General features: G+C 66.0%; 25 protein-coding genes and 1 riboswitch. Of the genes, 21 read left to right on the top strand and 4 right to left on the bottom strand.

What is annotated here, in order from left to right; translation table 11 throughout:
* Positions 1-215: 215 nt before the first annotated feature.
* The 9 genes from ACFOOL_RS00200 to parC all read left to right on the top strand — a co-directional run bounded on the left by ACFOOL_RS00200 (position 216) and on the right by parC (position 10,078).
* Entirely contained in the window at positions 216-2,495 is a 2,280-nt protein-coding gene (locus tag ACFOOL_RS00200; protein WP_380093797.1) for a RelA/SpoT family protein, read from the top strand.
* Entirely contained in the window at positions 2,488-3,081 is a 594-nt protein-coding gene (gene pyrE, locus ACFOOL_RS00195; protein WP_380093794.1) for an orotate phosphoribosyltransferase, read from the top strand. Before ACFOOL_RS00200 ends, pyrE begins: the two co-directional genes overlap by 8 nt.
* Positions 3,082-3,169: 88 nt before the next feature.
* The gene (acpS, locus tag ACFOOL_RS00190; protein ID WP_380093791.1) at positions 3,170-3,589 is read left to right on the top strand and encodes a holo-ACP synthase; all 420 of its coding nucleotides are present in this window, start codon (positions 3,170-3,172) and stop codon (positions 3,587-3,589) included.
* A gap of 30 nt (positions 3,590-3,619) precedes the next feature.
* A complete protein-coding gene (gene lepB / locus ACFOOL_RS00185) occupies positions 3,620-4,438 on the top strand; it encodes a signal peptidase I (protein WP_380093789.1) in 819 nt (272 codons plus the stop codon).
* Positions 4,435-5,142 (top strand): ribonuclease III, encoded by a 708-nt coding sequence (rnc, locus tag ACFOOL_RS00180; RefSeq protein ID WP_380093787.1) that lies wholly within the window; start codon positions 4,435-4,437, stop codon positions 5,140-5,142. The genes lepB and rnc overlap by 4 nt, the downstream gene beginning before the upstream one ends.
* Positions 5,139-6,062: a GTPase Era gene (era, locus tag ACFOOL_RS00175; protein ID WP_380093785.1), complete on the top strand. Its 924-nt coding sequence runs from the start codon at positions 5,139-5,141 to the stop codon at positions 6,060-6,062. The genes rnc and era overlap by 4 nt, the downstream gene beginning before the upstream one ends.
* 54 nt (positions 6,063-6,116) lie before the next feature.
* Positions 6,117-6,821 (top strand): DNA repair protein RecO, encoded by a 705-nt coding sequence (gene recO, locus ACFOOL_RS00170; RefSeq protein ID WP_380093783.1) that lies wholly within the window; start codon positions 6,117-6,119, stop codon positions 6,819-6,821.
* Between the two features lie 91 nt (positions 6,822-6,912).
* Entirely contained in the window at positions 6,913-7,308 is a 396-nt protein-coding gene (locus ACFOOL_RS00165; RefSeq protein ID WP_380093781.1) for a DoxX family protein, read from the top strand.
* A gap of 469 nt (positions 7,309-7,777) precedes the next feature.
* Positions 7,778-10,078 carry a DNA topoisomerase IV subunit A gene (gene parC / locus ACFOOL_RS00160; RefSeq protein WP_380093779.1) on the top strand — a complete coding sequence of 767 codons (2,301 nt, stop codon included), beginning with the start codon at positions 7,778-7,780 and terminating at the stop codon, positions 10,076-10,078.
* A gap of 48 nt (positions 10,079-10,126) precedes the next feature.
* Here the strand turns inward: parC and ACFOOL_RS00155 are convergent, their stop codons facing one another.
* Together ACFOOL_RS00155 and ACFOOL_RS00150 are read right to left on the bottom strand one after the other, a co-directional pair.
* Positions 10,127-10,858, bottom strand: coding sequence for an arginyltransferase (locus ACFOOL_RS00155; protein ID WP_380093777.1), 732 nt, complete (start codon positions 10,856-10,858; stop codon positions 10,127-10,129).
* 59 nt (positions 10,859-10,917) lie between these two features.
* The gene (locus tag ACFOOL_RS00150) at positions 10,918-11,436 is read right to left on the bottom strand and encodes an RDD family protein (protein WP_380093776.1); all 519 of its coding nucleotides are present in this window, start codon (positions 11,434-11,436) and stop codon (positions 10,918-10,920) included.
* A 212-nt stretch (positions 11,437-11,648) separates the two neighbouring features.
* Here ACFOOL_RS00150 and ACFOOL_RS00145 point away from each other — a divergent pair, with 212 nt between their 5' ends.
* Positions 11,649-12,590, top strand: a complete 942-nt coding sequence (locus tag ACFOOL_RS00145) for a DMT family transporter (protein ID WP_380093775.1) — start codon at positions 11,649-11,651, stop codon at positions 12,588-12,590.
* A 7-nt stretch (positions 12,591-12,597) separates the two neighbouring features.
* Here the strand turns inward: ACFOOL_RS00145 and hemB are convergent, their stop codons facing one another.
* The gene (hemB, locus tag ACFOOL_RS00140; protein WP_380093774.1) at positions 12,598-13,611 is read right to left on the bottom strand and encodes a porphobilinogen synthase; all 1,014 of its coding nucleotides are present in this window, start codon (positions 13,609-13,611) and stop codon (positions 12,598-12,600) included.
* Positions 13,612-13,721: 110 nt separating this feature from the next.
* Between hemB and ACFOOL_RS00135 the strand changes: the two genes are divergently transcribed.
* The 7 genes from ACFOOL_RS00135 to nusB all read left to right on the top strand — a co-directional run bounded on the left by ACFOOL_RS00135 (position 13,722) and on the right by nusB (position 19,504).
* The gene (locus ACFOOL_RS00135; protein WP_380093773.1) at positions 13,722-14,108 is read left to right on the top strand and encodes a hypothetical protein; all 387 of its coding nucleotides are present in this window, start codon (positions 13,722-13,724) and stop codon (positions 14,106-14,108) included.
* A 231-nt stretch (positions 14,109-14,339) separates the two neighbouring features.
* A complete protein-coding gene (ldtR, locus tag ACFOOL_RS00130) occupies positions 14,340-14,849 on the top strand; it encodes a transcriptional regulator LdtR (protein ID WP_380093771.1) in 510 nt (169 codons plus the stop codon).
* A 294-nt stretch (positions 14,850-15,143) separates the two neighbouring features.
* Positions 15,144-16,397 (top strand): L,D-transpeptidase family protein, encoded by a 1,254-nt coding sequence (locus ACFOOL_RS00125; protein WP_380093769.1) that lies wholly within the window; start codon positions 15,144-15,146, stop codon positions 16,395-16,397.
* 315 nt (positions 16,398-16,712) lie between these two features.
* Entirely contained in the window at positions 16,713-16,925 is a 213-nt protein-coding gene (locus tag ACFOOL_RS00120; protein ID WP_380093767.1) for a DUF6898 family protein, read from the top strand.
* A gap of 47 nt (positions 16,926-16,972) precedes the next feature.
* Positions 16,973-17,056, top strand: a riboswitch (ZMP/ZTP riboswitch).
* A gap of 133 nt (positions 17,057-17,189) precedes the next feature.
* Complete coding sequence (glyA, locus tag ACFOOL_RS00115) at positions 17,190-18,488, top strand: serine hydroxymethyltransferase (protein WP_380093765.1); 1,299 nt, start codon at positions 17,190-17,192, stop codon at positions 18,486-18,488.
* Between the two features lie 6 nt (positions 18,489-18,494).
* Positions 18,495-18,974, top strand: a complete 480-nt coding sequence (nrdR, locus tag ACFOOL_RS00110; protein WP_380093763.1) for a transcriptional regulator NrdR — start codon at positions 18,495-18,497, stop codon at positions 18,972-18,974.
* Positions 18,975-19,018: 44 nt separating this feature from the next.
* Positions 19,019-19,504 (top strand): transcription antitermination factor NusB, encoded by a 486-nt coding sequence (gene nusB / locus ACFOOL_RS00105; RefSeq protein WP_380093761.1) that lies wholly within the window; start codon positions 19,019-19,021, stop codon positions 19,502-19,504.
* A 139-nt stretch (positions 19,505-19,643) separates the two neighbouring features.
* On the opposite strand, the gene ACFOOL_RS00100 is transcribed toward nusB, so the two are convergent.
* Positions 19,644-20,081, bottom strand: coding sequence for an outer membrane protein assembly factor BamE (locus ACFOOL_RS00100; RefSeq protein WP_380093760.1), 438 nt, complete (start codon positions 20,079-20,081; stop codon positions 19,644-19,646).
* Positions 20,082-20,247: 166 nt separating this feature from the next.
* On the opposite strand from ACFOOL_RS00100, the gene ACFOOL_RS00095 reads away from it, so the two are divergent.
* The 4 genes from ACFOOL_RS00095 (at position 20,248) to ACFOOL_RS00080 (ending at position 23,449) form a co-directional block, all read left to right on the top strand.
* Positions 20,248-20,775 carry a ubiquinol-cytochrome C chaperone family protein gene (locus tag ACFOOL_RS00095; RefSeq protein ID WP_380093758.1) on the top strand — a complete coding sequence of 176 codons (528 nt, stop codon included), beginning with the start codon at positions 20,248-20,250 and terminating at the stop codon, positions 20,773-20,775.
* A complete protein-coding gene (locus ACFOOL_RS00090) occupies positions 20,772-21,323 on the top strand; it encodes a YceD family protein (protein WP_380093756.1) in 552 nt (183 codons plus the stop codon). The genes ACFOOL_RS00095 and ACFOOL_RS00090 overlap by 4 nt, the downstream gene beginning before the upstream one ends.
* Positions 21,324-21,404: 81 nt before the next feature.
* Positions 21,405-22,475: a phosphate acyltransferase PlsX gene (plsX, locus tag ACFOOL_RS00085; protein WP_380093754.1), complete on the top strand. Its 1,071-nt coding sequence runs from the start codon at positions 21,405-21,407 to the stop codon at positions 22,473-22,475.
* Entirely contained in the window at positions 22,472-23,449 is a 978-nt protein-coding gene (locus ACFOOL_RS00080; RefSeq protein ID WP_380093753.1) for a beta-ketoacyl-ACP synthase III, read from the top strand. Before plsX ends, ACFOOL_RS00080 begins: the two co-directional genes overlap by 4 nt.
* Positions 23,450-23,570: the final 121 nt, after the last annotated feature.

Below are 23,570 nucleotides of genomic sequence, written 5' to 3'. Positions count from 1 at the left end.
GGCAAATCGCTCCGGTGGAGCGATTTGAGGCGAGCAGGCCATGAGGGTCGTGCTCGAATGGCGAACGGACAAAAGACCGAAGCACCCCTCTGCGAAAGCCGGGGGGTGTTTTGCGTTGGAGCTGACGGAAGGTTGCGTCAGAAACTCCTTCACCCGGCCCTTCCCATTTTCCCGCGACGCGTTAAGTATGGAATGATCCGAGAGCGACCCACTCCATGATGCGTCAGTACGAGCTTGTCGAACGGGTTCAGGCCTACAACCCGAACGCCGACGAGCAATTGTTGAACAAGGCCTATGTCTACGCCATGCAGAAGCATGGTTCGCAAAAGCGCGCCTCGGGCGACCCCTATTTCAACCATCCGCTGGAAGTCGCGGCGATCCTGACCGAGCTCAAGCTCGACGACGCTTCCATCGCCGTGGGGCTGCTGCACGACACCATCGAGGACACCGACGCCACCCGCGCCGAGATCGACCAGCTATTCGGCTCCGAGATCGCCGCCATCGTCGACGGGCTGACCAAGATCGACCGCCTCAACCTGGTCTCGCGCGAGGAGGCGCAGGCGGAAAACCTGCGCAAGCTGCTGCTGGCGATCAGCCAGGACGTGCGCGTGCTGCTGGTCAAGCTGGCCGACCGCCTGCACAATATGCGCACGCTGCACTACATGCCGGCCGAAAAGCAGCGGCGCATCGCCCAGGAGACCATGGACATCTATGCGCCGCTGGCCGGCCGCATGGGCATGCAGGACCTGCGCAACGAGCTGGAGGACCTCAGCTTCCGCATCCTGCAGCCCGATCATTACGATGCGATCATGGCCCGGCTCGAGCAGATGCAGGCCGATAACAGCGAAGCCATCGAGACCATCACCGCCGAGCTGACCGAGCGCCTCGCCGAGGCCGGCATCGCCGCGCGGGTCAAGGCGCGGGTCAAGGCGCCCTATTCGATCTTCTCCAAGATCGAGCGCAAGTCGATCGCGCTGGAACAGCTTTCCGACATGATCGGCTTCCGGGTCATCGTCGCCTCGGTGGAGGAATGCTACCGCACCGTGGGCATCGTCCATACCCAGTGGAAGGTCGTGCCCGGCCGCTTCAAGGACTATGTCTCGGTCCCCAAGCACAATGACTACCAGTCGATCCACACCACCATTGTCGGCCCCAGCCGGCAGCGCGTCGAATTGCAGATCCGCACCGAGGAGATGGACCGCATCGCCGAATTCGGCATCGCCGCCCATGCCCTCTACAAGGACGGCGCCTCGGCCAATCTGGGGCGCATCGAGATGGAATCGCACGCCTATGGCTCGCTGCGCCAGACCATCAGCCATCTGACCTCGGGCATTTCGAGCGAGGATTTCCTCGAATACACCAAGCTCGAGCTGTTCCAGGACCAGGTGTTCTGCTTCACCCCGCGCGGGCGCCTCATCGCCCTGCCGCGCGGCGCCACGCCCATCGATTTCGCCTATGCCCTGCATACCGATATCGGCGACACCTGCGTCGGGGCCAAGATCAACGGGCTGATCCTGCCGCTGGTCACCCAGTTGCGCTCGGGCGACGAGGTGGAGATCCTGCGCGACCAGAACCACCGCCCGCCCAGCAACTGGATCGGCATCGCCGCCACCGGCAAGGCCCGCGCCGCCATCCGCCGCGCCGTGCGCCAGTCGGCGGTGCAGCGCGCCTACGCCCTGGGCGAGCACGTGCTCAACATGATGCTGGAGCGCGAGGGCGTCATGCTGGACGAAAGCGAGGGCAAGGCGCTGGCCGATGCGCTCGAGCAGCCCGGGCGGCGCGATCTTCTCATCGCCCTGGGCGAAGGCAAGATCGGGCCCGAGCCGCTGGCCAATGCCCTGGCCCAGGTCAAGGGCATCCGCAAGCGCCGCCGCAAGCTCGACCTGCCGGTGGCCGACACGGCCGATGGCTGGTTCGCGCTGCGCGCCACCGACCGGTTCCGCTTCCGCGTGCCGGGCGGGCAGCGCTCCGGCCCCAATGCCACCGCGGCCCTGGCCGAGCTCGATTTCCATACCCAGGTGGCGCTGTCGGGCGAGGGGGTGGTGCCCGGCGACCGGCTGGTGGGCATTCTCGAGCCCGGCAAGCCGCTGATGGTCTATCCCATCCATTCCGACGCGCTGACCCAGAAGCACGACAGCGACGTGGCCTGGGTGGATGTGCGCTGGAACCTCAAGGGCGGCGAGGAAAGGCCCTATGCCACGGTCATTTCCATGGAGTCGGTCAACCGACCCGGCTCGCTGGCGCAGATTTCCTCGGCCATCGCCGCCTGCGACGCCAATATCAACAATCTGGTGATGCGCATGATTTCGCCGGACTTTCACCAGATGATCTTCGAAATCGAGGTGCGCGACCTTGCGCAACTCACCGATGTTCTGGCAACCCTCAAGCGCAGCCCGGGCCTATCGGCCGTCCAGCGGGCGGGCATTCGCGAGGCGGGGATGATCTCCACTCTCGAATGGGACGGCAAGGTCGACAGGAGCGCGCGCGATGACTAGGGACGAAGTGCTGGATATCTTCCGCGAGTGCGGCGCCATGCTGGAGGGGCATTTCATCCTCTCCTCGGGCCTGCGCTCGCCGGTCTTCCTGCAAAAGGCCCGGGTCTTCCAATATGCGCGCCAGACCGAAAAGCTCTGTAAGGCGCTGGCCGAGCGCATCCGGGCGGAAGTGCCCGGTGTCACCAAGGTGGTTTCGCCGGCCATTGGCGGCATCATTCCCGGCTACGAGACCGCGCGGCAACTGGACGTGCCGGCGCTCTATACCGAGCGCGTCGAGGGGCAGTTCGAGCTGCGCCGCGGCTTCGAGATCGCGCCCGAGGACGTGGTTGTGGTGGTCGAGGACATCGTCTCGACGGGCCTGTCGATCCGTGAATGCGTCGATGCGCTCCGGCGCCTCGGCGCCAATGTCGCCGCCGCCGCCTGCCTCATCGACCGTTCCGCCGGCGAGGCCGATGTCGGCGTCAAGCTGGTGTCGCTGATCGAGTTCAAGGTCCCCGCCTATCCGGCCGACCAGCTTCCCCCCGACCTCGCCGCCATCCCCGCGGTCAAGCCCGGCAGCCGCGGCATCCAGGGGGTGAAGCGATGATTTCCGGTATTGCCCCGCACGCGATCTGTTCCCTCCCCCTCGAGGGAAGGGCTGGGGTGGGGGGCGCTTTGTGGGTCCCGGTGGCAGCATGATCGTCGGCCTGGGCTCCGACCTCATCGGGATCGAGCGGGTGCAGCAGACGCTCGAGCGGTTCGGCGAGCGCTTCACCCAGCGCTGCTTCACCGAGATCGAGCGGAGCAAATCCGACCGCCGGGCGCAGCGCGCCGCCTCCTATGCCAAGCGCTTCGCCGCCAAGGAGGCGTGCTCGAAAGCGCTGGGGACCGGCATTTCCTGGGGGGTCTACTGGCGCGACATGGGCGTGGTGAACCTGCCCTCGGGCAAGCCGACCATGCATCTGACCCATGGCGCGGCCCGGGCGCTGGCCCGGCTTGTGCCGCCGGGGCACGAGCCCCATATCCACCTGACCATCACCGACGACGCCGGGCTCGCTCAAGCCTTCGTCATCATCGAAGCGCTCCCGATTGACCCGGCCAAGACAAACGCCTAACCCTTCGGCACCGCAATTCCGGGGACAGCCATGACCCAGCCTGCCGAAAAGCCCGCCAAGAAGTCGGCCAAGAAGTCGGCCAAGAAATCCGCCACCAATGAGTGGGTGGAGACCTTCGTGGTCATCGTCGAGGCGCTGCTGATCGCCATCGTGCTGCGTTTCTTCCTCTACCAGCCCTTTTCCATCCCCACCGCCTCCATGCAGCAGACGCTGATGATCGGCGACTATTTCGTCGCCAACAAATTCGTCTGGGGCTATGGCAAGCATTCCTTCTCGCTGGGCCGCTACGGCGATTTCACCCTGCTCGATTTCGAGCTGCCGATCTCCAACCGCATCTTGGGGCGCGATCCGAACCGCGGCGACATCGCCGTCTTCCGCCCGGTGCCGCAGAACATCGAATATATCAAGCGCATCGTGGGCATGCCGGGCGACCGCATCCAGATGAAGGACGGCCGGCTCTATATCAACGAGGTGATGGTGGAGCGCGAGGAAGTCGGCAAGACCATGGATACCGACAGCAATGGCGATACCCGCGAGGTCACCGTCTATCGTGAGTTCTTCCCCGAGGGCACCAGCCACATCATCCAGGAGATCGGGGACAATCTCTCGCTCGACAACACCCCCGAATATGTTGTGCCGGCCGGCCATTACTTCATGATGGGCGACAATCGCGACCGCTCCGCCGACAGCCGGGTGCTGAGCCAGGTGGGCTATGTGCCGGCGGTCAACCTGATCGCCAAGGCCGAGGCGCGCTTCTTCTCCATCAAGGACAATATCCCGCCCTGGCAGCTCTGGCAGTGGCCGGCCAATGTGCGCTGGGACCGCATGTTCCGCTCCGTCTATCAATGAGCCGGCGCGACAAGTCCCACGAAAAGCTGCAGTTCCGCCTCGGCTACCGCTTCGCCGATATCGACCTGCTGGAGCGGGCGCTGACCCATTCCAGCGCCATCGCGCCGCGCAAGCGCATCGAGCGTTCCTATCAGCGGCTGGAATTCCTGGGCGACCGCGTGCTCGGCCTCGTCGTCGCCGACATGCTCTATCGCCGCTTTCCCGCCTCCAATGAGGGGGAGCTGAGCCGCACCCTCAATACGCTGGTGCGCAAGGAAAGCTGCGCCGTCATCGCCCGCCGGCTCGATCTGGGGCCAGAGATGATCCTGGGCGAGAGCGAGGCGCGCTCGGGCGGCGCCGACAAGGACGCCATATTGGGCGACGTCACCGAGGCGGTCATCGGCGCCATCTATCTCGATGGCGGGCTGGGCAAGGCCTATGGCTTCATCGAGCGCCTGTTCGGCGAATTCCTCGATGACGGGCAGGTCAACCGCGCCGACGCCAAGACGACGCTGCAGGAATGGGCGCAGGCGCGCGGCCTCGAGCCGCCCGATTACGTGCTGGTCGAGCGCACCGGTCCCGACCATGCGCCCGAATTCACCATCGCGGTCGACCTGGCCGGCTTCGAGCGCGTCGAGGCGGCCGGCAATTCCAAGCGGGTCGCCGAGCACAAGGCCGCCGAACGCTTTCTCGTCGCCCGCAAGGTGTGGAAGGACAGCCCATGAACGACCCCGCGGAACTGGCCGATACCTCCTGCGGCTTCATTGCCCTGGTGGGCGCTCCCAATGCCGGCAAGTCGACCCTGCTCAATTCGCTGGTCGGCACCAAGGTCTCCATCGTCACCCACAAGGCCCAGACCACCCGCTCGCAGGTGCGGGGCGTGTTGACGCTCGATGCGGCGCAACTGGTGTTCATCGATACGCCGGGCGTCTTCGCGCCCAAGCGCCGGCTCGAGCGGGCCATGGTGGACAATGCCTGGGGCGGGGCGGGAGACGCCGACATCGTTGCCTTCATCGTCGATGCCGGGCGCGGCATCTCCCCCGAGATCGAGCCCTTGATCGAGGGCCTCGGCAATATCCGCCAGCCCAAGGTGCTGATCCTCAACAAGATCGACCAGGTGCAGCGCGAAAAGCTGCTGGAGCTGTCCCGGGAGCTCAACGAGCGCCTGCGCTTCGAGGCGACCTTCATGCTCTCGGCGCTCAAGGGGGACGGGGTGCGCGATTTCATCGACTGGTGCGTCGCACACATCCCGCCCGGGCCGTGGCATTTCCCCGAAGACCATCTCACCGACCTCACCATGGCCATCACCGCCGCCGAGGTGACGCGCGAAAAGCTGTTCCTGCGCGTCCATGACGAGATTCCCTACAACGCCACGGTCGAGACCGAGAGCTTCAAGATCCAGAAGGACGGCTCCTACAAGATCGATCAAGTCGTCTATGTCACCCGCGACAGCCACAAGAAGATCGTGCTGGGGGCCGGCGGCCAGACCATCAAGGCCATCGGTGCCGAGGCCCGCAAGGAACTGATGGATATGTACGAGGTGCCCATCCATCTCTTCCTCTTCGTGAAAGTGCGCGAAAAATGGGCCGACGACCCCGAGCGCTACCGCGAAATGGGGCTGGATTACCCGCATGGGAAGAAGTGAGCCGAACGCCGGCGCCGCCCCTTCCTCCCAAGGGGAGAAGGGAAGGTAGTCACCGTGGAATGGACCGGTGAAGCCCTGCTCATAGGCGTGCGCCGCCACGGCGAGACCAGCCTCATCGCCGAGGCGATGGTGGCGGGGCGCGGGCGGTGCCTGGGCCTCGTGCGCGGGGGCAGGTCGTCGCGGCATGCCGCCACGCTCCAGCCGGGCAATACGGTGCAGCTCACCTGGCGCGCCCGTCTCGAGGATCATCTGGGCACGTTCAGCGTCGAGCTGCTGCAAGCCCGCGCAGCCGGCCTCATCGCCGACCGCCGGCGCCTCTATCTGGCGCAGCTCGTGTGCGAGCATCTGCATCTCCTGCCCGAGCGCGACCCGCATGACCGCCTGCTGGCCATGGCGCTGGAGCTCATCGACAATGCGCCCGACGGGGTGGCGCTGGCCCGGTTCGAGCTGGCGCTGCTGGACGAATTGGGGTTCGGGCTCGATCTGGAAAGCTGCGCCGCCACCGGCGCCACCGCCGATCTCACCCATGTTTCGCCGCGCACGGGCCGGGCCGTTTCCCGCGCCGCCGCCGAGCCCTACAAGGACCGGCTGCTGGCCCTGCCCAGCTTCCTTGCGGCGCGCGGCAATGCCTCTCCCGACGATCTGCGCGACGCCTTCCGCCTCACCGGCCATTTTCTCGACCGGCATGTGTGGTCGGCCCGGCAGATCGAGGCGCCGCCGACGCGCGAGCCGCTGATCTTCATGCTGACGCAGGGATAGAGGCCGCTGCCGTCCGCAGCGGCCCATATTCCCCGCTTGTCAATTTTGGCCGTCCCTCTAGCATCGGTTCATTGCTGCAAGGGAGACTCACATGGTTGCCAGAATAGTTTACTGGGTCAGCACTCTGGCCTTCTGCGCCTTTTATGCGCTGAGCATCTACACCTATATTTCCGACCCGGCCGGCTCGGCTGCCGGCTATGCGGCGGTGGGTTATCCGGCCTATCTGGTCTCGCTGATGATCTTCGTGAAGATCGCCGGCATCCTGGCGGTGCTGGTGCGCCGGCCCCTGGGGCTCGCGCAACTGGCCTATGCCGGCTTCTTCTATCACCTGATCCTGGCCTTCTCCGCCCATGTCACCTCGGGGGTGCCGGGCTTCGAAATCTCCGTCGTGCTCTTCGTCCTGGTCATCCTCTCCTGGCTGTCCCAGAACGCCGCCCGCGGCCCCGGCGCCGCCTACGTCCCCAACTGGTTCGACCGCTGGGCTTAGCGGCGTTCCGCTTGCGGACGAAAGGCTCCAGTGGAGCCTTTCGAGCCGATAAGGCCATGAGAGCTATGCTCGAATGGCGGGGGCGGGCGTTCCGCTTGCGGACGAAAGGCTCCAGTGGAGCCTTTCGAGCCGATAAGGCCATGAGAGCTATGCTCGAATGGCGGGGCGGTGTGCGCATATGGAAAAATCCGTGCGGCTGGCTCCTTCGCCTCCCTCCCCCTTGTGGGGAGGGATCGAGGGTGGGGGTTGAGGATTATCCGGGAGTCCGCTTGATTCATCGAGAATATCGATGGAGCGGAACCCCCACCCCTAACCCCTCCCCTCAAGGGGGAGGGGAACACGACAGCTTCTATTGCGTCGTCAGGCTCATATGCGATTGCCCTGCCATGTGGGGAGGGAAAGAGGGTGGGGGTTCGGAGACCGCCGGCTATACTCTGCTCCTGATTCGTTCTCCTGTTCCGAGCCGCCAATGTCCGATGCCGATACCCTTCCGCCGCCCGACGACCAGCGCATCGTCGATCTCAAGCAGGCGCTCGAGGAGCGGTATCTGAGCTATGCCCTGTCCACCATCACCCAGCGCGCGCTGCCCGATGCCCGCGACGGGCTGAAGCCCGTGCACCGGCGCATCCTGCATGCGATGCGGCTTTTGCGGCTCGATCCCAGCCAGGGCTACAAGAAGAGCGCCCGCATCGTGGGCGACGTCATCGGCAAGTTCCACCCCCATGGCGACCAGTCGATCTATGACGCGCTGGTGCGCCTCGCGCAGGATTTCGCCCTGCGCTATCCGCTGGTCGACGGGCAGGGCAATTTCGGCAATATCGACGGCGATAGCCCGGCGGCCATGCGCTATACCGAAAGCCGCATGACCGAGGTGGCCACGCGGCTCCTGGAAGGCATCGCCGAGAACGCCATCGACTTCAAGCCGACCTATGACGGCGAGGACGAGGAGCCGGTGGTGCTCCCCTCGAACTTTCCCAACCTGCTGGCCAACGGCTCCACCGGCATCGCCGTGGGCATGGCCACTTCGGTGCCGCCGCATAATCTGGTCGAATTGTGCAATGCGGCGCTGAAGCTGATCTACAATCCCGCCGCCACCACCGAGGAACTGGTCCATCCCGATCCCGCCGCGCCCCCGTCCATGGACGATCTGGTGCGCGGCCCGGATTTCCCCACCGGCGGGCAACTGGTCGAATCTCGCTCCTCCATCGTCCATTCCTATGAAACCGGGCGCGGCTCCTTCCGCCTCCGCGCCATCTGGGAAAAAGAGGAAAAGGGCAGGGGCGTCTATCAGATCGTCGTGACGCAGATCCCCTATGGCGTGCAGAAGGCGCGTCTGGTCGAGAAGATCGCCGAATTGCTGCTGGCGAAGAAGCTGCCGCTGCTCAAGGACGTGCGCGACGAGAGCGCCGACGATATCCGCCTCGTGCTGGAGCCGCGCTCCGGCACGGTGGATGCGGTCATCCTCATGGAGCAGCTGTTCAAGCTCACCGAGCTCGAGGTGCGCTTCGGGCTCAATCTCAACGTCCTCGACCGGGGCACGGTGCCGCGCGTCATGGGGCTGGCCGATGCGCTCAAGGCCTGGCTCGATCATCGCAAGGTGGTGCTGGTGCGCCGCTCCGAGCACCGGCTGGAGCAGATCGCCAACCGCCTCGAAGTGCTCGAGGGCTATATCGTCGCCTTCCTCAACCTGGACGAGGTGATCCGCATCATCCGCGAGGAGGACGACGCCAAGGCCAGCCTCATCGCCGCCTTCAGCCTGACCGACAATCAGGCCGAGGCCATCCTCAACATGCGGCTGCGTTCCCTGCGCAGGCTCGAAGAGCTGGAATTGCGCCGGGAGCATACGACGCTGACCGAGGAGAAGGGCCGGCTCGACGCGTTGATGGCCTCGGACAAGCGCCAATGGGGCGAGATCGCCAAGCAGGTCGAGACGCTGAAAAAGACCTATCCGCTGTTCGAGGCCGATGGCGCGACGCCCCACGCGCTGGGCGCGCGCCGCACCGTGTTCGGCAATGTCCCGACGGCCGATGCCGCCGAGATCACCGAAGCCTTCATCGAGCGCGAGCCGATCACCGTCATCCTGTCGGAAAAGGGCTGGATCCGCGCCCCCAAGGGCCACAACGCCACCATTGACGACAAGGGCTTCAAGACCGGCGACCGGCTGAAGCTCGCCCTCAATTGCGAGACCACCGACAAGCTGCTGATGCTCACCACCGGCGGGCGGGTCTATACGCTGGGCGCCGACAGGCTGCCGGGCGGGCGCGGACAGGGCGAACCGGTGCGCATCATGGTCGATATCGAGGAGGGGCAGGACATCGTCGACCTGTTCGTCTATCGGCCCGGCGCGCGGCGCATCGTGGCGTCCGCCTCCGGCTACGGCTTCATCGTCGCCGAGGACGATCTGGTCGCCAATACCCGCAAGGGCAAGCAGGTGCTCAATGTCGGCGCGCCCGACGAGGCGCGGCTCATCGTGCCCTGCGACGGCGACCGCGTGGCGGTGATCGGGCAGAACCGCAAGCTGCTGGTCTTCCCCATGGCGCAACTGGCCGCCATGAGCCGCGGCAAGGGCGTGCGCCTGCAACGCTACAAGGATGGCGGCATTTCCGATATCAAGACCTTCTACGCTGCCGATGGCCTGACCTGGACCGACTCCTCGGGCCGCACCTATTCCAAGCCCACCGAGGAGCTGATCGACTGGCTCGGCGACCGCGCCGCCGCCGGCCGCCAACCCCCCACCGGCTTCCCGCGCAACAACCGCTTCGTGGGGTGAGGGTGGAGCGGGAGCCGTTCCGTCCCCTTCATCCCCGGAGGCGCCCGCCTATTCCTCCAGCCGCATCCAGCCCAGGGAGCCGCGTTGCACCTCCAGCGGGCGGTAGTCGGTCTTGTAGGCCATTTTCGGGGAATCCTTCACCCAATAGCCCAGATAGACATAGTCCAGCCCGGCCGAGCGCACCTGGGTCACGTGGTCGAGGATGAGGAAGGTGCCCAGGCTGCGATGGGCGAGATCTGGGTCGAAGAAGCTGTAGACCATGGAGAGCCCGTCGGGCATCACGTCGGTCAGGGCCACGGCCACCAGCGGCTGGTCGGGCAGGTCGCGGAGGCGGTATTCCACCAGCACCGATTGCACCGGCGTGTCCTCGACCATGTATTCATAGTCCTCATAGCTCATCTGGGTCATGCCGCCGCCGACATGGCGGGTGTCCAGATAGCGCTTGAACAGATCGTATTGCTCGAGCGTGGCGAGGGTGGGCTGCACGGTGACGCCGATATCCTCATTGGCGCGCAGCACGCGGCGGAAGCGCTTTCCCGGCCGGAACTCGCCGGCCACGATGCGCACCGACTGGCAGGCATTGCAGCTTTCGCAGGCGGGCCGGTAGATGAGGTTCTGGCTGCGGCGGAAACCGTTGTCGCTGAGCAACTGGTGCAGCATGGCGGCGCGCCGCCCCGACAGATGGGTGAACAGCTTCCGCTCCATCCGCCCCGGCAGATAGGGACACGGCATGGCGGCGGTGAGAAAGAGCTGGGTGGTTTCCGGCGTCTGGTCGGTCATGGACGACCCTTGGTGCAATCGGAGGGAGTGTAGCGCTCCCCCGCACCCCGGGCAACGTCTCAAACGCCGTATTGATCCCCGGCGCGCATGCGCTGCCAGTGTCGCGTCATCGGCGAGCGACGCACCATCAGCGTCCCCACCACCAGGTCGTGAATCATCTGCCGGCGCGGGGTGAACAGCGCGAACAGCAGCGAGACCGGCCAGGAAATCCACACCGTCACCCAGAACACCAGCGCGTGCAGGATCGCCATCCAGCCGTCCAGCGGCTGTCCGCGCGTGGGGGTGAGCACGATGTCCATGGCCTGCATGCCCACCGTGGCGCGGCGGTGCGAGCCCAGCGTCGCGGCGTAATAGAGGACGATGGAGGCCGGCACGACGAAGATCAGCGACACCCAGGCGAGACCGAAGGTGAAAAAGCCCAGGACGGCGCCGACCACGCTGAGAACGACGACGATGACGCCCATCAGCACCAGGTCGATGAGATAGGCGGCGACGCGCCGCGTCAGCAGCCCGTCGAACAATTCGGGGGCGGAGGCGGGGTCGGGCAGAACGGGGCGGGCGGCGAATTCCTGGCTCATGGCCCACAAATCGTCACCTTCGGCCCCGGGTGCAAGGGGCGGCGTGCAAAAACCTCGCGCGGTTCGACCGAGGGCTCAGCCGCAGGCCTTTCTTCGCCTCGCGGCGAGCCTCTGTCCTTCCCGGCGCGGCGCCTCTATGCTGGCGGCATTCCTTTTCTCCTATCCGAGTCGTCCGCAACGGTTTTCAAGCGGCGCCCTCGTCGGAAACGTTCATGCCCCGCACCCCTGCGCCTTCGGCGCCCCTGACCCACCAGCCGCTGCGCGGCCTGCTCCTCGCCCTGGGCGCCACGCTGCTGTTCGCCTATAGCGACACCACCAACAAGGTGCTGATCGAGGATTACAACGTGCCGCTGGTGATGGCGGTGCGCTATATCGGCCATTGCCTGCTGATGCTGGCCCTGGTGGCGCCGCTGCACGGGCGCGAGATGGTGCGCACCCAGCGCACCGGCCTCGTCTGGGTCCGCGCCGCCAGCCTGGCGGTCGGCTCGCTGCTGGTCGGCTTCGCGCTCGAGCGCATGCCGGTAGCCGAAACCACCGCCATCATCTATCTGTGCCCGGTGCTGGTGGTGGTGCTGTCCGGCCCGCTGCTGCGCGAAAAGGTGGGGCCGGGAGCCTGGGTGGCGGCGCTGCTGGGCTTTGCCGGCGTGCTGCTGATCGCCCGTCCGGGCGGCGGGCTCGACCCGATCGGCGTGATGTTCGTCCTGGGCAATGTCATGCTGGCCACCGCCTATAACCTGCTCTCGCGCGTCCTCGCCCATACCGAGCGGACCATGGCCATGCTGTTCTATTCGGCGCTGGCGGGGGCGGTCGGCTTCGGGGTGCTGCTGCCCTGGACGCTGCATGGCCCGGCGCCCTCGCTCCTGCAGGTCGGGCTGTTCGTCAGCCTGGGCGTCGCCGCCTGGCTGGGCCATTACATGTTCACCCAGTCCTATCGCTATGCGCCCGCCGCGCTGGTGGCGCCGATGACCTATATGCACCTGGCCTGGGCCGGCATTCTGGGCTGGCTGGTCTTCGGCCACGCGCCCGAGCCGGTGGCGCTGGCCGGCATGGGCCTCGTCGCCCTGGCCGGCATCATCAGCGCCATGCGCCCGCGCCGCGGCCAGCGGCCGGCCCAGTTCGCCGCCGAAGCCGGCACCACCGAACGGGCGGGGTAGGGGAGGATTACCGCCCCAGCCGCCGCGCCATCTCCAGCGCGAAATAGGTCAGGATGCCGTTGGCGCCGGCGCGCTTGAAGGCCCAGAGGCTCTCCAGCACCGCCGCGTCGCGGTCGATGGCCCCGGCGGCCCCCGCCATCTCGATCATGGCGTATTCCCCGCTCACCTGATAGGCATAGATGGGGATGTTGAAGGCGTCGCGGGCCCGGCGCACCACGTCCAGATAGGGCAGGCCGGGCTTGACCATGATGCTGTCGGCGCCCTCGGCGATGTCCTGCTCGATCTCGCGCAGCGCCTCGTCGGAATTGGCGAAATCCATCTGATAGGTGCGCTTGTCGCCCTTGAGGCGGCTGCCCGAGCCCACCGCCTCGCGGAAGGGGCCGTAGAAGCACGAGGCGTATTTGGCCGAATAGGCCATGATCTGCACGTGCTCGAAGCCATTCTCGTCCAGCGCTGCCCGGATCGCCGCCACGCGCCCGTCCATCATGTCCGAGGGCGCGATGATGTCGGCACCCGCCCGGGCCTGGGCCAGCGCCGACTTCACCATCACCGCCACGGTCTCGTCATTGAGGATTTCCCCGTCGCGCACCAGCCCGTCCTGGCCGTCGCTGGAATATTCGTCCAGCGCCACGTCGGCGATGAGCCCGATATCGGGCACCGCGTCCTTGATGGCGCGCAGCGCCCGGCACATCAGATTGTCCGGGTTATAGGCCTCGGCGGCATTGTCGCTGCGCAGATGGTCCGGCGTGTTGGGAAACAGCGCCAGCGCCGGAATGCCGGCCTCGCGCGCCGCCCGCGCCGCCTCCACCAGGAGGTCGACCGATAGCCGCTCGACGCCCGGCATGGTCCTTATGGCGGTCTTTTCGTTGTCGCCCTCGATGACGAAAAGCGGCCAGATCAGGTCCGAGGGGGCGAGGCTGGTCTCGCGCACCATGGCCCGGCTCCATTCGGCCTGCCGCGTGCGCCGCAGCCGGTGGCCGGAAAGAAACGACATGTCGTGCCTGGGCCAGTCCTGCGTCATCGATGCGTCTCCCTGTCGGCGCTGTTCTCGGTGGCCCTAGTTAACAGCCGGCGCGGCGGCGTCCAAGCCACGGCTTGTCGCAGCCCCGTTCCGGGTCTATTGAACCGTGCATGCTGTTTCAGGCACCCGGCTTCGGGCTCTATATCCGCATCCTTGCCATTCTGGCCCTGTTCCTGGGCCTCAACGATGCCGCGCGCCTGCTGGGCGTCAATCTGGGCGCCACCAGCCCGATCAGCGCCATGGGCTTTCCCGCCTTCGTGTTCCTGGCGGCGTTCTCGCTGGCCCGGCTGTTCGCCGCCGTCGGGCTGTGGATCAGGGCGAGCTGGGGCGCGGTGCTGCTGGTGGGCGCCACGGCGCTGGAGCTGGGTCTTTTTATTGCCGGCAATCCCGACATCCGCCTCACCGCCATCGGCTTTGCCATGCGCGTCGTGCTGCTCGTCGCCATGCTCGCCATCTTCGTGCTCAGCCTGCGCTTCACCCGCGCCGAAGCAGAATAAGGCGCCCCTCGAGAGGGAGGAAACGCTCCCCCTCGATCAGCGGAAGCATTCCCCGCCAAAGCGGTAAGGTTACGATTTTATCACCCGGGGTTACCAATCATAAAGGCAAATTCTCATTGCTTTCCAGTAAGATAGTTTTAAGCGTGTCGCTTAGGGCGATCTTAGTCGGGCCCGCCTAGTCTGGCCTCATGAGATGCGAAGAAACGCACGCAGACAAACAGTGAGGCACAAATGGCAATCAAGTCGAACGCGGCCGAGGCGCTTACTCCGGAACGCAATGAAGGTCTCAAGCCCCTTTATCTGGAAGCCGTTTCCCGGGTGGAGCGCCTCCACCGCCGCCTGCTCGATCTGATCAAGGACGAGTTCGACCGCATGGGCTGGGATGACATCAATCCCGTACAGGCCCTGTTGATGTTCAATATCGGCGATGCCGAGCTCACCGCCGGCGAACTGCGCTCGCGCGGCTACTATCTGGGCTCGAACGTCTCCTACAATCTCAAGAAGCTGGTCGAGGCCGGCTATATCTTCCAGGAGCGCTCGCGCACCGACCGCCGCTCGGTCCGCATCCGCCTCACCCCCAAGGGCGAGGAAGTGGCGGAAGTGATCGACGAGCTTTACGACCGGCACCTCAAGTCCATCGACAAGGTCGGCGGCCTGGGCGGCGAGGAATTCGACGGCCTCAACAAGGCGCTGGCCCGGCTGGAGCGCTTCTGGGTCGATCAGATCCTCTACAAGCTCTGACCGCGCGCCCTGCGGGGCGGGAGGACAGCCGCAGTTGGTGGCGCATGTGTTGCCTCCATGCTACATCCGCTGAAAAGCGCCGGCCCCGGGGCCGGCGTTTCTTATTTGTGCCGCAAACCGGCGCCACCTCATGCTCCGGCCTCGCGCCATTACGGGGTTGGAAACCATTTTCCGGGTAGAACGAGGGCAGTGCCCCGCATGGTTCACAAGGCGTTGACCGCCATTGTGAGCGCGGAGGCGGCGGTGCTAATCGCCCATAATGGCGGCAGTGACTTCTCGGGTGGACGAATGCGCTTGAACAGACGGAAATTTATCGGGTCCCTGGCTCTCATGGGAGCGTCCGCCGCCCTGCCGGCGGCGCGGGCGCAGGACGGCAGCTCGCTTTTCGACATGTTCTCGCGCGACCGGGTACTGCGCGACACCGACCGGTCGGGAAATACCGCTGCGGCGGCGGCGCTGATCGCCACCAACGAGCCGATCCTGTCCTATGACACCCTCTACAATCTGCAATTGGCGATTTCCCAATACGAGCCCTTCGTGGCCGCCGGCGGCTGGGAGGAGGTGCCCCAGCAGGCGTTTCGCCTCGCGCTGGGTCAGTCCTCCCCGGCGGTGGTCCAGCTCAAGCGCCGCCTGATCTCCTCGGGCGACATGCCGCTGGTGGAATATGCCAGCGACGTCTTCGACGCCGATGCCGACCGGGGCGTGCGCACCTTCCAGGCCCGCCACGGTCTCGTCGTCAGCGGCCAGGTGGACGAGGCGACCTGGTATGCGCTCAACGTGCCGGCGGCCACGCGGCTGCAACAGCTCTACCTCAACTACACCCGCGTCCAGAACATGGCGGCGAGCCTGTCCGAGCGCTATGTAGTGGTCAACATTCCCGCCGCCACCATCGAGGCGGTGGGCGGGGGCATGGTCGAGCAGCGCCACACCGCCGTCGTGGGCCGCGTCGACCGGGCGACGCCGATCCTGGCCAGCAAGATCCATCAGATCAACTTCAATCCCTACTGGCACGTGCCCAAGTCGCTGGTGGAGCGGGACCTGACCAAATACATGCAGGAAGACCCGCAATATCTGGCCAAGCAGAGCATCTTCATCTACGACGGCAGCGGCAACATCATCGATCCGGCCACCATCGACTGGACCAATCTGGGCAATGCCATCAACTACATGTACCGGCAGGAACCCGGCGCCGAAAACTCGATGGGCCACTGCAAGATCAATTTCTACAACAAGCACGACGTCTATCTGCACGACACGCCCGGCAAGGCGCTGTTCGGCGAGAATGCGCGCTTCCATTCCTCCGGCTGCGTGCGCGTCGAGGGCGTCAACGAACTGGTGACCTGGCTGTTGCGCGACAATGGCGACTGGGACCGGGGCCGGGTCGACCAGACCTTCGATTCCCTCCAGCGCCTCGACGTCGCGGTCAAGTCGCCGGTGGCCATCCACACCACCTACATCACCGCCTGGGCCAACCGCCAGGGCACGGTCAGCTTCCGCGACGATGTCTATCAGTTCGACGAACAGGGCAAGGTCCGCTTCGAGGCTTGAGACCGGCCCGCAGGGAGAATTCGCTCCAGTGGAGCGAATTCAGGCCTCAAGGCCATGAGAGCTACGCTCGAATGGCGGGCTGCCCGCAGGGAGAATTCGCTCCAGCTCATCCGCCCTTTCAGGGCACCTTCTCCTGCAAGGGGAGAAGGGAAGTCGTGGCAACCCCTATGCTCACCCCTCTCCCCTTGTGGGAGAGGGTGGAAATCCGCGTCCAGCGGATTTCCGGGTGAGGGGTTCTCTCCACGCCCGCGATGCCGCCAACCCGCATTGCCCCCGCCGGATGCAGCGGCTACCCTTCCCGCCATGGAGGGCGTGATGAGCGAAGGCCGCGTGCTGTTCGAATTCGTTCAACTGGGCCAGCAGATGCGCGTGGCGGCCATCGACGAGGCGACCGGCACCGAGGTCGTGGTCATCGCGCCGCTCAACGCCGCGCGGGGTCATATGGAGCGGCTGGCGCTGGCCAAGCTGCGCCGCCGGCTGGCGGCCGATGCGCCCGCGCCGCCCGCCGGGCGCGGCAAGTTCGCGTGATCCCGCGCCGAGCCTCTTTCCCTTGCCGCCGTTCTGGGCCATAAGGGAGCCGTTCGCGCGACTGGCGAGAAAAGATGGGGAACCATCGGGGAACGCGAACCTTGCAAGAGCCGCTCGCCTGGGCACCCAATCGCAACAGGGAGCCCCCATGTCTTCAGAACAGCTATTTTCAGCACCTTCCGCCCGGCCTTGGAATCGCGCTTCGCGCCGTGATAAGAGCCCCCTCATGCCCATCCGCTTCGTCGCCTGCGAGGTCACCGTCCAATGAGCGCCGCTGCCGCTTCCCCGCTTTTCCCGAACTTCTTCACCGCTCCGGTCGCCGAGATCGATCCCGAGCTGGCGCAGGCCATGGCCGATGAACTGCAGCGCCAGCAGGACGAGATCGAGCTCATCGCCTCGGAAAACATCGTCTCGCGCGCCGTGCTCGAGGCGCAGGGCTCGGTGCTGACCAACAAATATGCGGAGGGCTATCCGGGCCGGCGCTATTATGGCGGATGCCAATATGTGGACGTGGCCGAAAACCTCGCCATCGAGCGCGCCAGGCAGTTGTTCGGCGTCGGTTACGCCAATGTGCAGCCCAATTCCGGCTCGCAGGCCAATCAGGGCGTCTATCAGGCGCTGATCCAGCCGGGCGACACCATTCTGGGCATGTCGCTCGACGCCGGCGGCCATCTCACCCATGGGGCGAAGCCCAACCAGTCGGGCAAATGGTTCAACGCCGTCCAGTACGGCCTGCGTCAGCAGGACGGGCGCGTGGACATGGACCAGGTGCGCAGCCTGGCCCGCGAGCACAAGCCCAAGATGATCGTCGCCGGCTTCTCGGCCTATTCGCGCGTCATGGACTGGGCCGAATTCCGCGCCATCGCCGACGAGGTCGGGGCCATCCTGTTCGTCGACATGGCCCATGTGGCGGGGCTGGTGGCCGGCGGGGTCTATCCCAGCCCGTTCCCGCACGCCCATGTGGCCACCACCACCACGCACAAGACCCTGCGCGGTCCGCGCGGCGGCCTCATCCTCACCGATGACGAGGCCATCGCCAAGAAGATCAATTCGGCCATCTTCCCCGGCATCCAGGGCGGGCCGCTGATGCATGTCATCGCCGCCAAGGCGGTGGCCTTCAAGGAGGCGCTCTCGCCCGACTTCAAGACCTATGCCCAGCGGGTCGTGGCCAATGCGCGGGTCCTGGCCGACACGCTGCTCAAGGGCGGCGTCGACATCGTCTCGGGCGGCACCGACAACCATCTCATGCTGGTCGACCTGCGCCCCAAGGGCCTCACCGGCAAGGCCACCGAGACGGCGCTGGGGCGTGCCCACATCACCTGCAACAAGAATGCGGTGCCCTTCGATCCGGAAAAGCCGGCCATCACCTCCGGGGTGCGGCTGGGTACGCCCGCGGGCACGTCGCGCGGCTTCGGCGAGGCGGAGTTCCGCGAGGTGGGCGAGCTCATCATCGAAGTGCTCGACGGGCTCAAGGCCAATGGCGAGGACAATAATGGTGCGGTCGAGGCCGGCGTGCGCGAGAAGGTGAAACTGCTCACCGACCGTTTCCCCATCTATAGCTGAGAGACCATGCGCTGTCCCTATTGCGGCAATGACGATACCCAGGTGAAGGATAGCCGCCCGACCGAGGATTCGGGCGCTATCCGCCGCCGCCGCGTGTGCAATGCCTGCGGCGGCCGCTTCACCACCTTCGAGCGCGTGCAGCTGCGCGACCTCACCGTGGTGAAAAAGACCGGCCGCAAGGTGCCGTTCGACCGCGAGAAGCTGGCGCGCTCGGTCAATACCGCCCTGCGCAAGCGCTCGGTCGAGCCCGAACGCGTCGAGCGCATGATTTCGGGCATCGTGCGCCAGCTCGAAAGCCTGGGCGAGGTGGAGGTCACCTCCGACCAGATCGGCGAATATGTCATGGAGGGCCTCAAGGGGCTCGACGATGTCGCCTTCGTCCGCTTCGCCAGCGTCTACAAGAATTTCTCGGCCGCCGACGATTTCCGTTCCTTCCTGGCCGAACTGGCGCAGGATGAGACCGTTATCGGGGAAGACGACGATTGAAGCCGGCGCCCCCGCCCGAACCGAAAGCGAAACCGAACAGCCAGATGACCGACCATCCCAAACGCGATTCCGGAACCCTGCGGCCGGCCAATCAGCGCGGCGCCGCCCGCCTTGCCGCCGTGCAGGCGCTCTATCAGATGGATATCGGCCGGGCGACGCTCGAGGATACGCTGGCCCAGTTCGGCGCCTTCCATCTGGGCCGGGAGATCGAGGGCGAGCAATATCTGCCGGCCGATGCCGATTTCTTCCGCCAGATCGTCACCGGGGTGGCCGCGCATCAATTGCAGATCGATCCTTCGGTCGACCGGGCCCTGGCCGAGAACTGGCCCATCGAGCGGGTCGATGCGACGCTGCGCGCCATCCTGCGCGCCGCCGCCTTCGAGCTGCTGCGCCGCAAGGACATCCCGCCGCGCGTCGTCATCAGCGAATATGTCGACGTGGCCCGCGCCTTCTACGAGGACGACGCCAGCGGCCTGGTCAACGCCGCCCTCGACACCATCGCCCGCGCCGCCGGGGCGGATATGGGGTGAGGGGCAAGCCTCCTCTCTCACCGCCGTCATTGCCCGGCTTGTCCGGGCAATCTGTCTTTGGCGCAAAAGCCCGGACCACCCGGACAAGCCGGGTGGGGACGGTGAAGAAAACATCGATCCGAATAAGGCGGAAACGCTCCTAGAACGACGACAGGATGGCGTCGATGAAGGTCGCGTCCTCGCCGAAGGAGGGGGTGCGGCGGGTTTCGATATTGATCACCTTGCCATCGTCCAGCGTATAGATGGCCCGGTCCACCACCTTCTTGTTGCGGTCGAAATAGACCGCCAGCACGGTGCGCTCCTGCACCATGGTGAGGCCGAACGAGGTCTGGTTGACCTTGGTTTCGACATAGTACCAGGCGGTGCGGTCGCCGAAGGTGTTGGTGGACTGGGGCGAGCCCAGCACCAGGGTGACGAGTTGCTGGCTCTGGCCGGGGCGAATCTGCTGCAGGGCCGAGTCGGGAATTTCATAGCCCTGGGTGCGCTTGGAAATCAAAGAGGTGCTGCTGGTGCAGCCGGCGAGCGCAACGGCGAGGACGGCCGCGGCAACGGAGGCTTTTGCAAGACGCAGAGGCATGAATTTGACTTTCCCGATTGCTCTCGACTATAGGCGTGACAACGAGGCGCTTGGCCCTGGGCCGCCGGAATGTGTAGCCGTCAACTGAGCCGTCTGGCAAGCTGGCAATGGTCCCGGCACCACTGTCCGCTTGTGTTTGACCGATACCGACGCTGAGCGCAATCCCATGATCCTGTCCCTGTTTCGCAAGAACACCGCCACCGAGCCGGTTTACGCCGTCTATAATTCCATTGTGGCGCAATCCCGGCAGCCGGTATTCTATGCCGAGTGGGGCGTTCCCGACACGGTGACCGGGCGCTTCGACATGATCAGCCTCCACATGGCGCTGCTGTTTCGCCGCCTGCGCCACGGGCCGGAGGGCGCCAGGGCGTTCAGCCAGGCGGTGTTCGACCTTTTCTTCAAGGACATGGACCGCTCGCTGCGCGAGATGGGGGTGGGGGATCTGTCCGTCCCCAAGAAGATCCAGAAGATGGGCAATATCTTTTTCGGGCTGCTCGCCGCGCTCAACGAGGCGCTCGACCGCGGCGATGCCGGGGCGGTGGCCGCCGTTCTGGCCCGCAACGTGCTCGACGAGGCCGGCGATGCCGATGCCGCCGCGCTCGCCGCCTATGTGATGGCCCGCGATGCCGAGCTGGCCGGGCAGGCGGTCGAGGCCATCACCGGCGGCACCGTCCGCTTCGAGGCGGCCGCGTGAGCCGCGGGCCCGAGCCCATTTTCGATGCGGTGGTGCGCATCGACAGGCTGCCAGCCTCCGGCCGCTCGGTGGCGGTGGAGGCCGATGCGGCGGCGCGCCTCGCCATCGCCCAGGCCATGGGCATCGTTTCGGTGGAAGCGTTCAGCGCCGCGCTGACCGTGGTGCCCTTCCGGGGCGGCCTGCGGGCGCAGGGGCGGCTGGAAGCGCGCGTCACCCAGGCTTCGGTGGTCAGCTTCGAGCCGGTCGCCGAACATATAGAAGAAGAGATCGACCGGGTGTTTCTGCCCGCGCCCAAGCAGGGCCAGCAGCCCGCTGCCGGCTCGGAAGTCTTCATCGACCTTGAAAACGACGATTTTCCCGATCACATCGACGGGCCGGAGGTGGATCTCAGCGCGCTGCTGCTGGAAACCCTCGCTCTGGCGCTCGATCCCTATCCCCGGCGGGAAGGCGAGACGATCGACACGCTCGGCCTGGGGGCCGGGGATGACGGGGACGGACCCTTCGCCAAGCTCGCCCGCCTCAAGGCGGACGATGGGAAGAAGGACTGAGCCGTGGGGTCGGGGCTTGCGCCGACCCGACGATGGGATATGTTTGCTTGCCTGCGCCGGCGGGCCTAAAAACGGGCTGAAATGACCGATTCCATAACGATTTCCGTGGATGCCATGGGCGGCGACCACGCCCCGCGGGCCGTCATCCACGGGGCCCATCTGGCCCTGAAGGAGCGCAAGAATACGCGTTTCGTCTTTCACGGCCGGCAGGAGCAGATCGCGCCCCTGCTCGATGAATTTCCGGCGCTGAAGCCCGTTTCCACGGTCCGGCACTGCGAAACCGTCATCGCCATGGATGAAAAGCCCAGCCAAGCCCTGCGCAAGGGCAAGGGCACGTCCTCCATGTGGATGGCCATCCAGTCGGTCAAGGACGGGGAGGCCGACGTCGCCATTTCCGGGGGCAATACCGGCGCGCTCATGGCCATGGCCACCTTCTGCCTGCGGCCCATGGAGGGCATTTCCCGGCCCGGCATCGCCGCCATCTGGCCCACCCTGCGCAGCGACATCATCGTGCTCGACATGGGCGCCACCATCGGCGCCGATGCGCGCCAGCTGGTGGATTACGCCATTCTCGGCTCGGCGCTGGCCCGGGCGCTGTTCGACGCCGAATCGCCTTCGGTGGGCCTGCTCAATGTGGGCACCGAAGAGGTGAAGGGGCTGGACTACATCAAGGAAGCCGGCCGCATGCTGTCGGAGGCCAGCGGCGCGGGCTTCACCTATCACGGGTTCGTCGAGGGCGACGATATCGGCAAGGGCACGGTCGATGTCGTGGTCACCGAGGGCTTTGTGGGCAATGTCGCGCTCAAGACCGCCGAGGGCACCGCCAGGCAGGTGGCGTCCTATCTGCGCAGCTCGCTCAGGGCGACGCTGATGAGCCGGATCGGGGCGCTGTTCGCCTCCTCCGCCCTCAACGCGCTGCGGCGCAAGATGGACCCGCGCACCGTAAATGGCGGCGTTTTCATGGGTCTTAACGGCATCGTCATCAAATCCCATGGCGGCACCGACGAAATCGGCTACAAGAGCGCCCTGGGGCTGGCCTATGAAATGGCCCGCAGCCGGCTGATGGACAAGGTGGGCGACACCATGCACCGTTTCCCCATTCACAAGGCGGCCGCCGGCACGCCGACCGAGACCGAGGCCAGATCGGCGTGACCAGAATTCGTTCCGTCATTCGCGGGGTGGGCAGCTATCTGCCGGCAAGGATCGTCACCAATGACGAGCTGGCCAGGACCATCGACACCTCCGACGAATGGATCCGCCAGCGCGTCGGCATCAGGCAGCGCCATATCGCGGCGGAGGGGGAGTTCACCTCCGACCTCGCCGTGGCCGCCGCGCGCGCCGCCCTCGACAATGCCGGATACGCCATTGCCGACATCGATCTCATCATCGTCGCCACCACCACGCCCGACTATACCTTCCCGGCCGCCGCCACGCTGGTGCAGATGAAGCTGGGCATGGAGCACGGCTTCGCCTTCGACCTCCAGGCGGTCTGTTCCGGCTTTGTCTATGCCGTCGCCACCGCCGACAGCTATATCAAGAACGGGCTCGCCCGCCGCGTGCTGGTCATCGGCGCCGAGACCTTTTCGCGGCTGCTGGACTGGACCGACCGCAGCACCTGCGTGCTGTTCGGGGACGGGGCGGGCGCCGCCGTCATGGAGCGCATCGATCTGGAGGAGGGCGAGCCCGAGCGCGGCGTGCTGGCCTCGGCCCTGCGCTCGGACGGCCGCCATTGGGACAAGCTCTATGTCGATGGCGGGCCCTCCACCACCGGCACCACCGGCCATGTGCACATGCAGGGGCCGGAAGTCTTCCGCCACGCCGTGGGCAAGATCACCGACGTGGTCTATGCGACGCTCGAACAATCGGGCTACGGCGTCGGCGACCTCGACTGGTTCGTGCCGCACCAGGCCAATAAGCGCATCATCGACGGGGCCGGGGCCAAATTGGGCCTGCCGCCGGAAAAGGTGGTGACCACGGTGGACCGCCACGCCAATACCTCGGCCGCCTCGGTGCCGCTGGCGCTCAGCGTCGCGGTCGCCGATGGGCGGATCAAGCAGGGGGACCTCGTCATGATCGAGGCCATGGGCGGCGGCTTCACCTGGGGCGCCTCGCTGATCCGCTGGTAGTCGAGCGACATTGACCTCAAGCGTTTCAAGGCGTTAGTGTCTTGCGGGGCAGACAGGCCCGGCGCCGAACGGGGGGTGAAAACGGCCCTTCGGCGCCGTTCGGGCAGGGTTCCCCGGGACG

Source organism: Devosia honganensis (genome assembly GCF_042648785.1).
Classification (GTDB): domain Bacteria; phylum Pseudomonadota; class Alphaproteobacteria; order Rhizobiales; family Devosiaceae; genus Devosia; species Devosia honganensis.
The sequence above is the reverse complement of the archived record's forward strand: the minus strand, read 5'-3'. Positions and strand labels throughout refer to the sequence as shown.

Coding starts and splice junctions, on each gene's coding strand:
- ACFOOL_RS00200 (WP_380093797.1), top strand. CDS start 216: ATGATGCGTCAGTACGAGCTTGTCGAACGGGTTCAGGCCTACAACCCG.
- pyrE (WP_380093794.1), top strand. CDS start 2,488: ATGACTAGGGACGAAGTGCTGGATATCTTCCGCGAGTGCGGCGCCATG.
- acpS (WP_380093791.1), top strand. CDS start 3,170: ATGATCGTCGGCCTGGGCTCCGACCTCATCGGGATCGAGCGGGTGCAG.
- lepB (WP_380093789.1), top strand. CDS start 3,620: ATGACCCAGCCTGCCGAAAAGCCCGCCAAGAAGTCGGCCAAGAAGTCG.
- rnc (WP_380093787.1), top strand. CDS start 4,435: ATGAGCCGGCGCGACAAGTCCCACGAAAAGCTGCAGTTCCGCCTCGGC.
- era (WP_380093785.1), top strand. CDS start 5,139: ATGAACGACCCCGCGGAACTGGCCGATACCTCCTGCGGCTTCATTGCC.
- ACFOOL_RS00165 (WP_380093781.1), top strand. CDS start 6,913: ATGGTTGCCAGAATAGTTTACTGGGTCAGCACTCTGGCCTTCTGCGCC.
- parC (WP_380093779.1), top strand. CDS start 7,778: ATGTCCGATGCCGATACCCTTCCGCCGCCCGACGACCAGCGCATCGTC.
- ACFOOL_RS00155 (WP_380093777.1), bottom strand. CDS start 10,858: ATGACCGACCAGACGCCGGAAACCACCCAGCTCTTTCTCACCGCCGCC.
- ACFOOL_RS00150 (WP_380093776.1), bottom strand. CDS start 11,436: ATGAGCCAGGAATTCGCCGCCCGCCCCGTTCTGCCCGACCCCGCCTCC.
- ACFOOL_RS00145 (WP_380093775.1), top strand. CDS start 11,649: ATGCCCCGCACCCCTGCGCCTTCGGCGCCCCTGACCCACCAGCCGCTG.
- hemB (WP_380093774.1), bottom strand. CDS start 13,611: ATGACGCAGGACTGGCCCAGGCACGACATGTCGTTTCTTTCCGGCCAC.
- ACFOOL_RS00135 (WP_380093773.1), top strand. CDS start 13,722: ATGCTGTTTCAGGCACCCGGCTTCGGGCTCTATATCCGCATCCTTGCC.
- ldtR (WP_380093771.1), top strand. CDS start 14,340: ATGGCAATCAAGTCGAACGCGGCCGAGGCGCTTACTCCGGAACGCAAT.
- ACFOOL_RS00120 (WP_380093767.1), top strand. CDS start 16,713: ATGAGCGAAGGCCGCGTGCTGTTCGAATTCGTTCAACTGGGCCAGCAG.
- glyA (WP_380093765.1), top strand. CDS start 17,190: ATGAGCGCCGCTGCCGCTTCCCCGCTTTTCCCGAACTTCTTCACCGCT.
- nrdR (WP_380093763.1), top strand. CDS start 18,495: ATGCGCTGTCCCTATTGCGGCAATGACGATACCCAGGTGAAGGATAGC.
- nusB (WP_380093761.1), top strand. CDS start 19,019: ATGACCGACCATCCCAAACGCGATTCCGGAACCCTGCGGCCGGCCAAT.
- ACFOOL_RS00100 (WP_380093760.1), bottom strand. CDS start 20,081: ATGCCTCTGCGTCTTGCAAAAGCCTCCGTTGCCGCGGCCGTCCTCGCC.
- ACFOOL_RS00095 (WP_380093758.1), top strand. CDS start 20,248: ATGATCCTGTCCCTGTTTCGCAAGAACACCGCCACCGAGCCGGTTTAC.
- plsX (WP_380093754.1), top strand. CDS start 21,405: ATGACCGATTCCATAACGATTTCCGTGGATGCCATGGGCGGCGACCAC.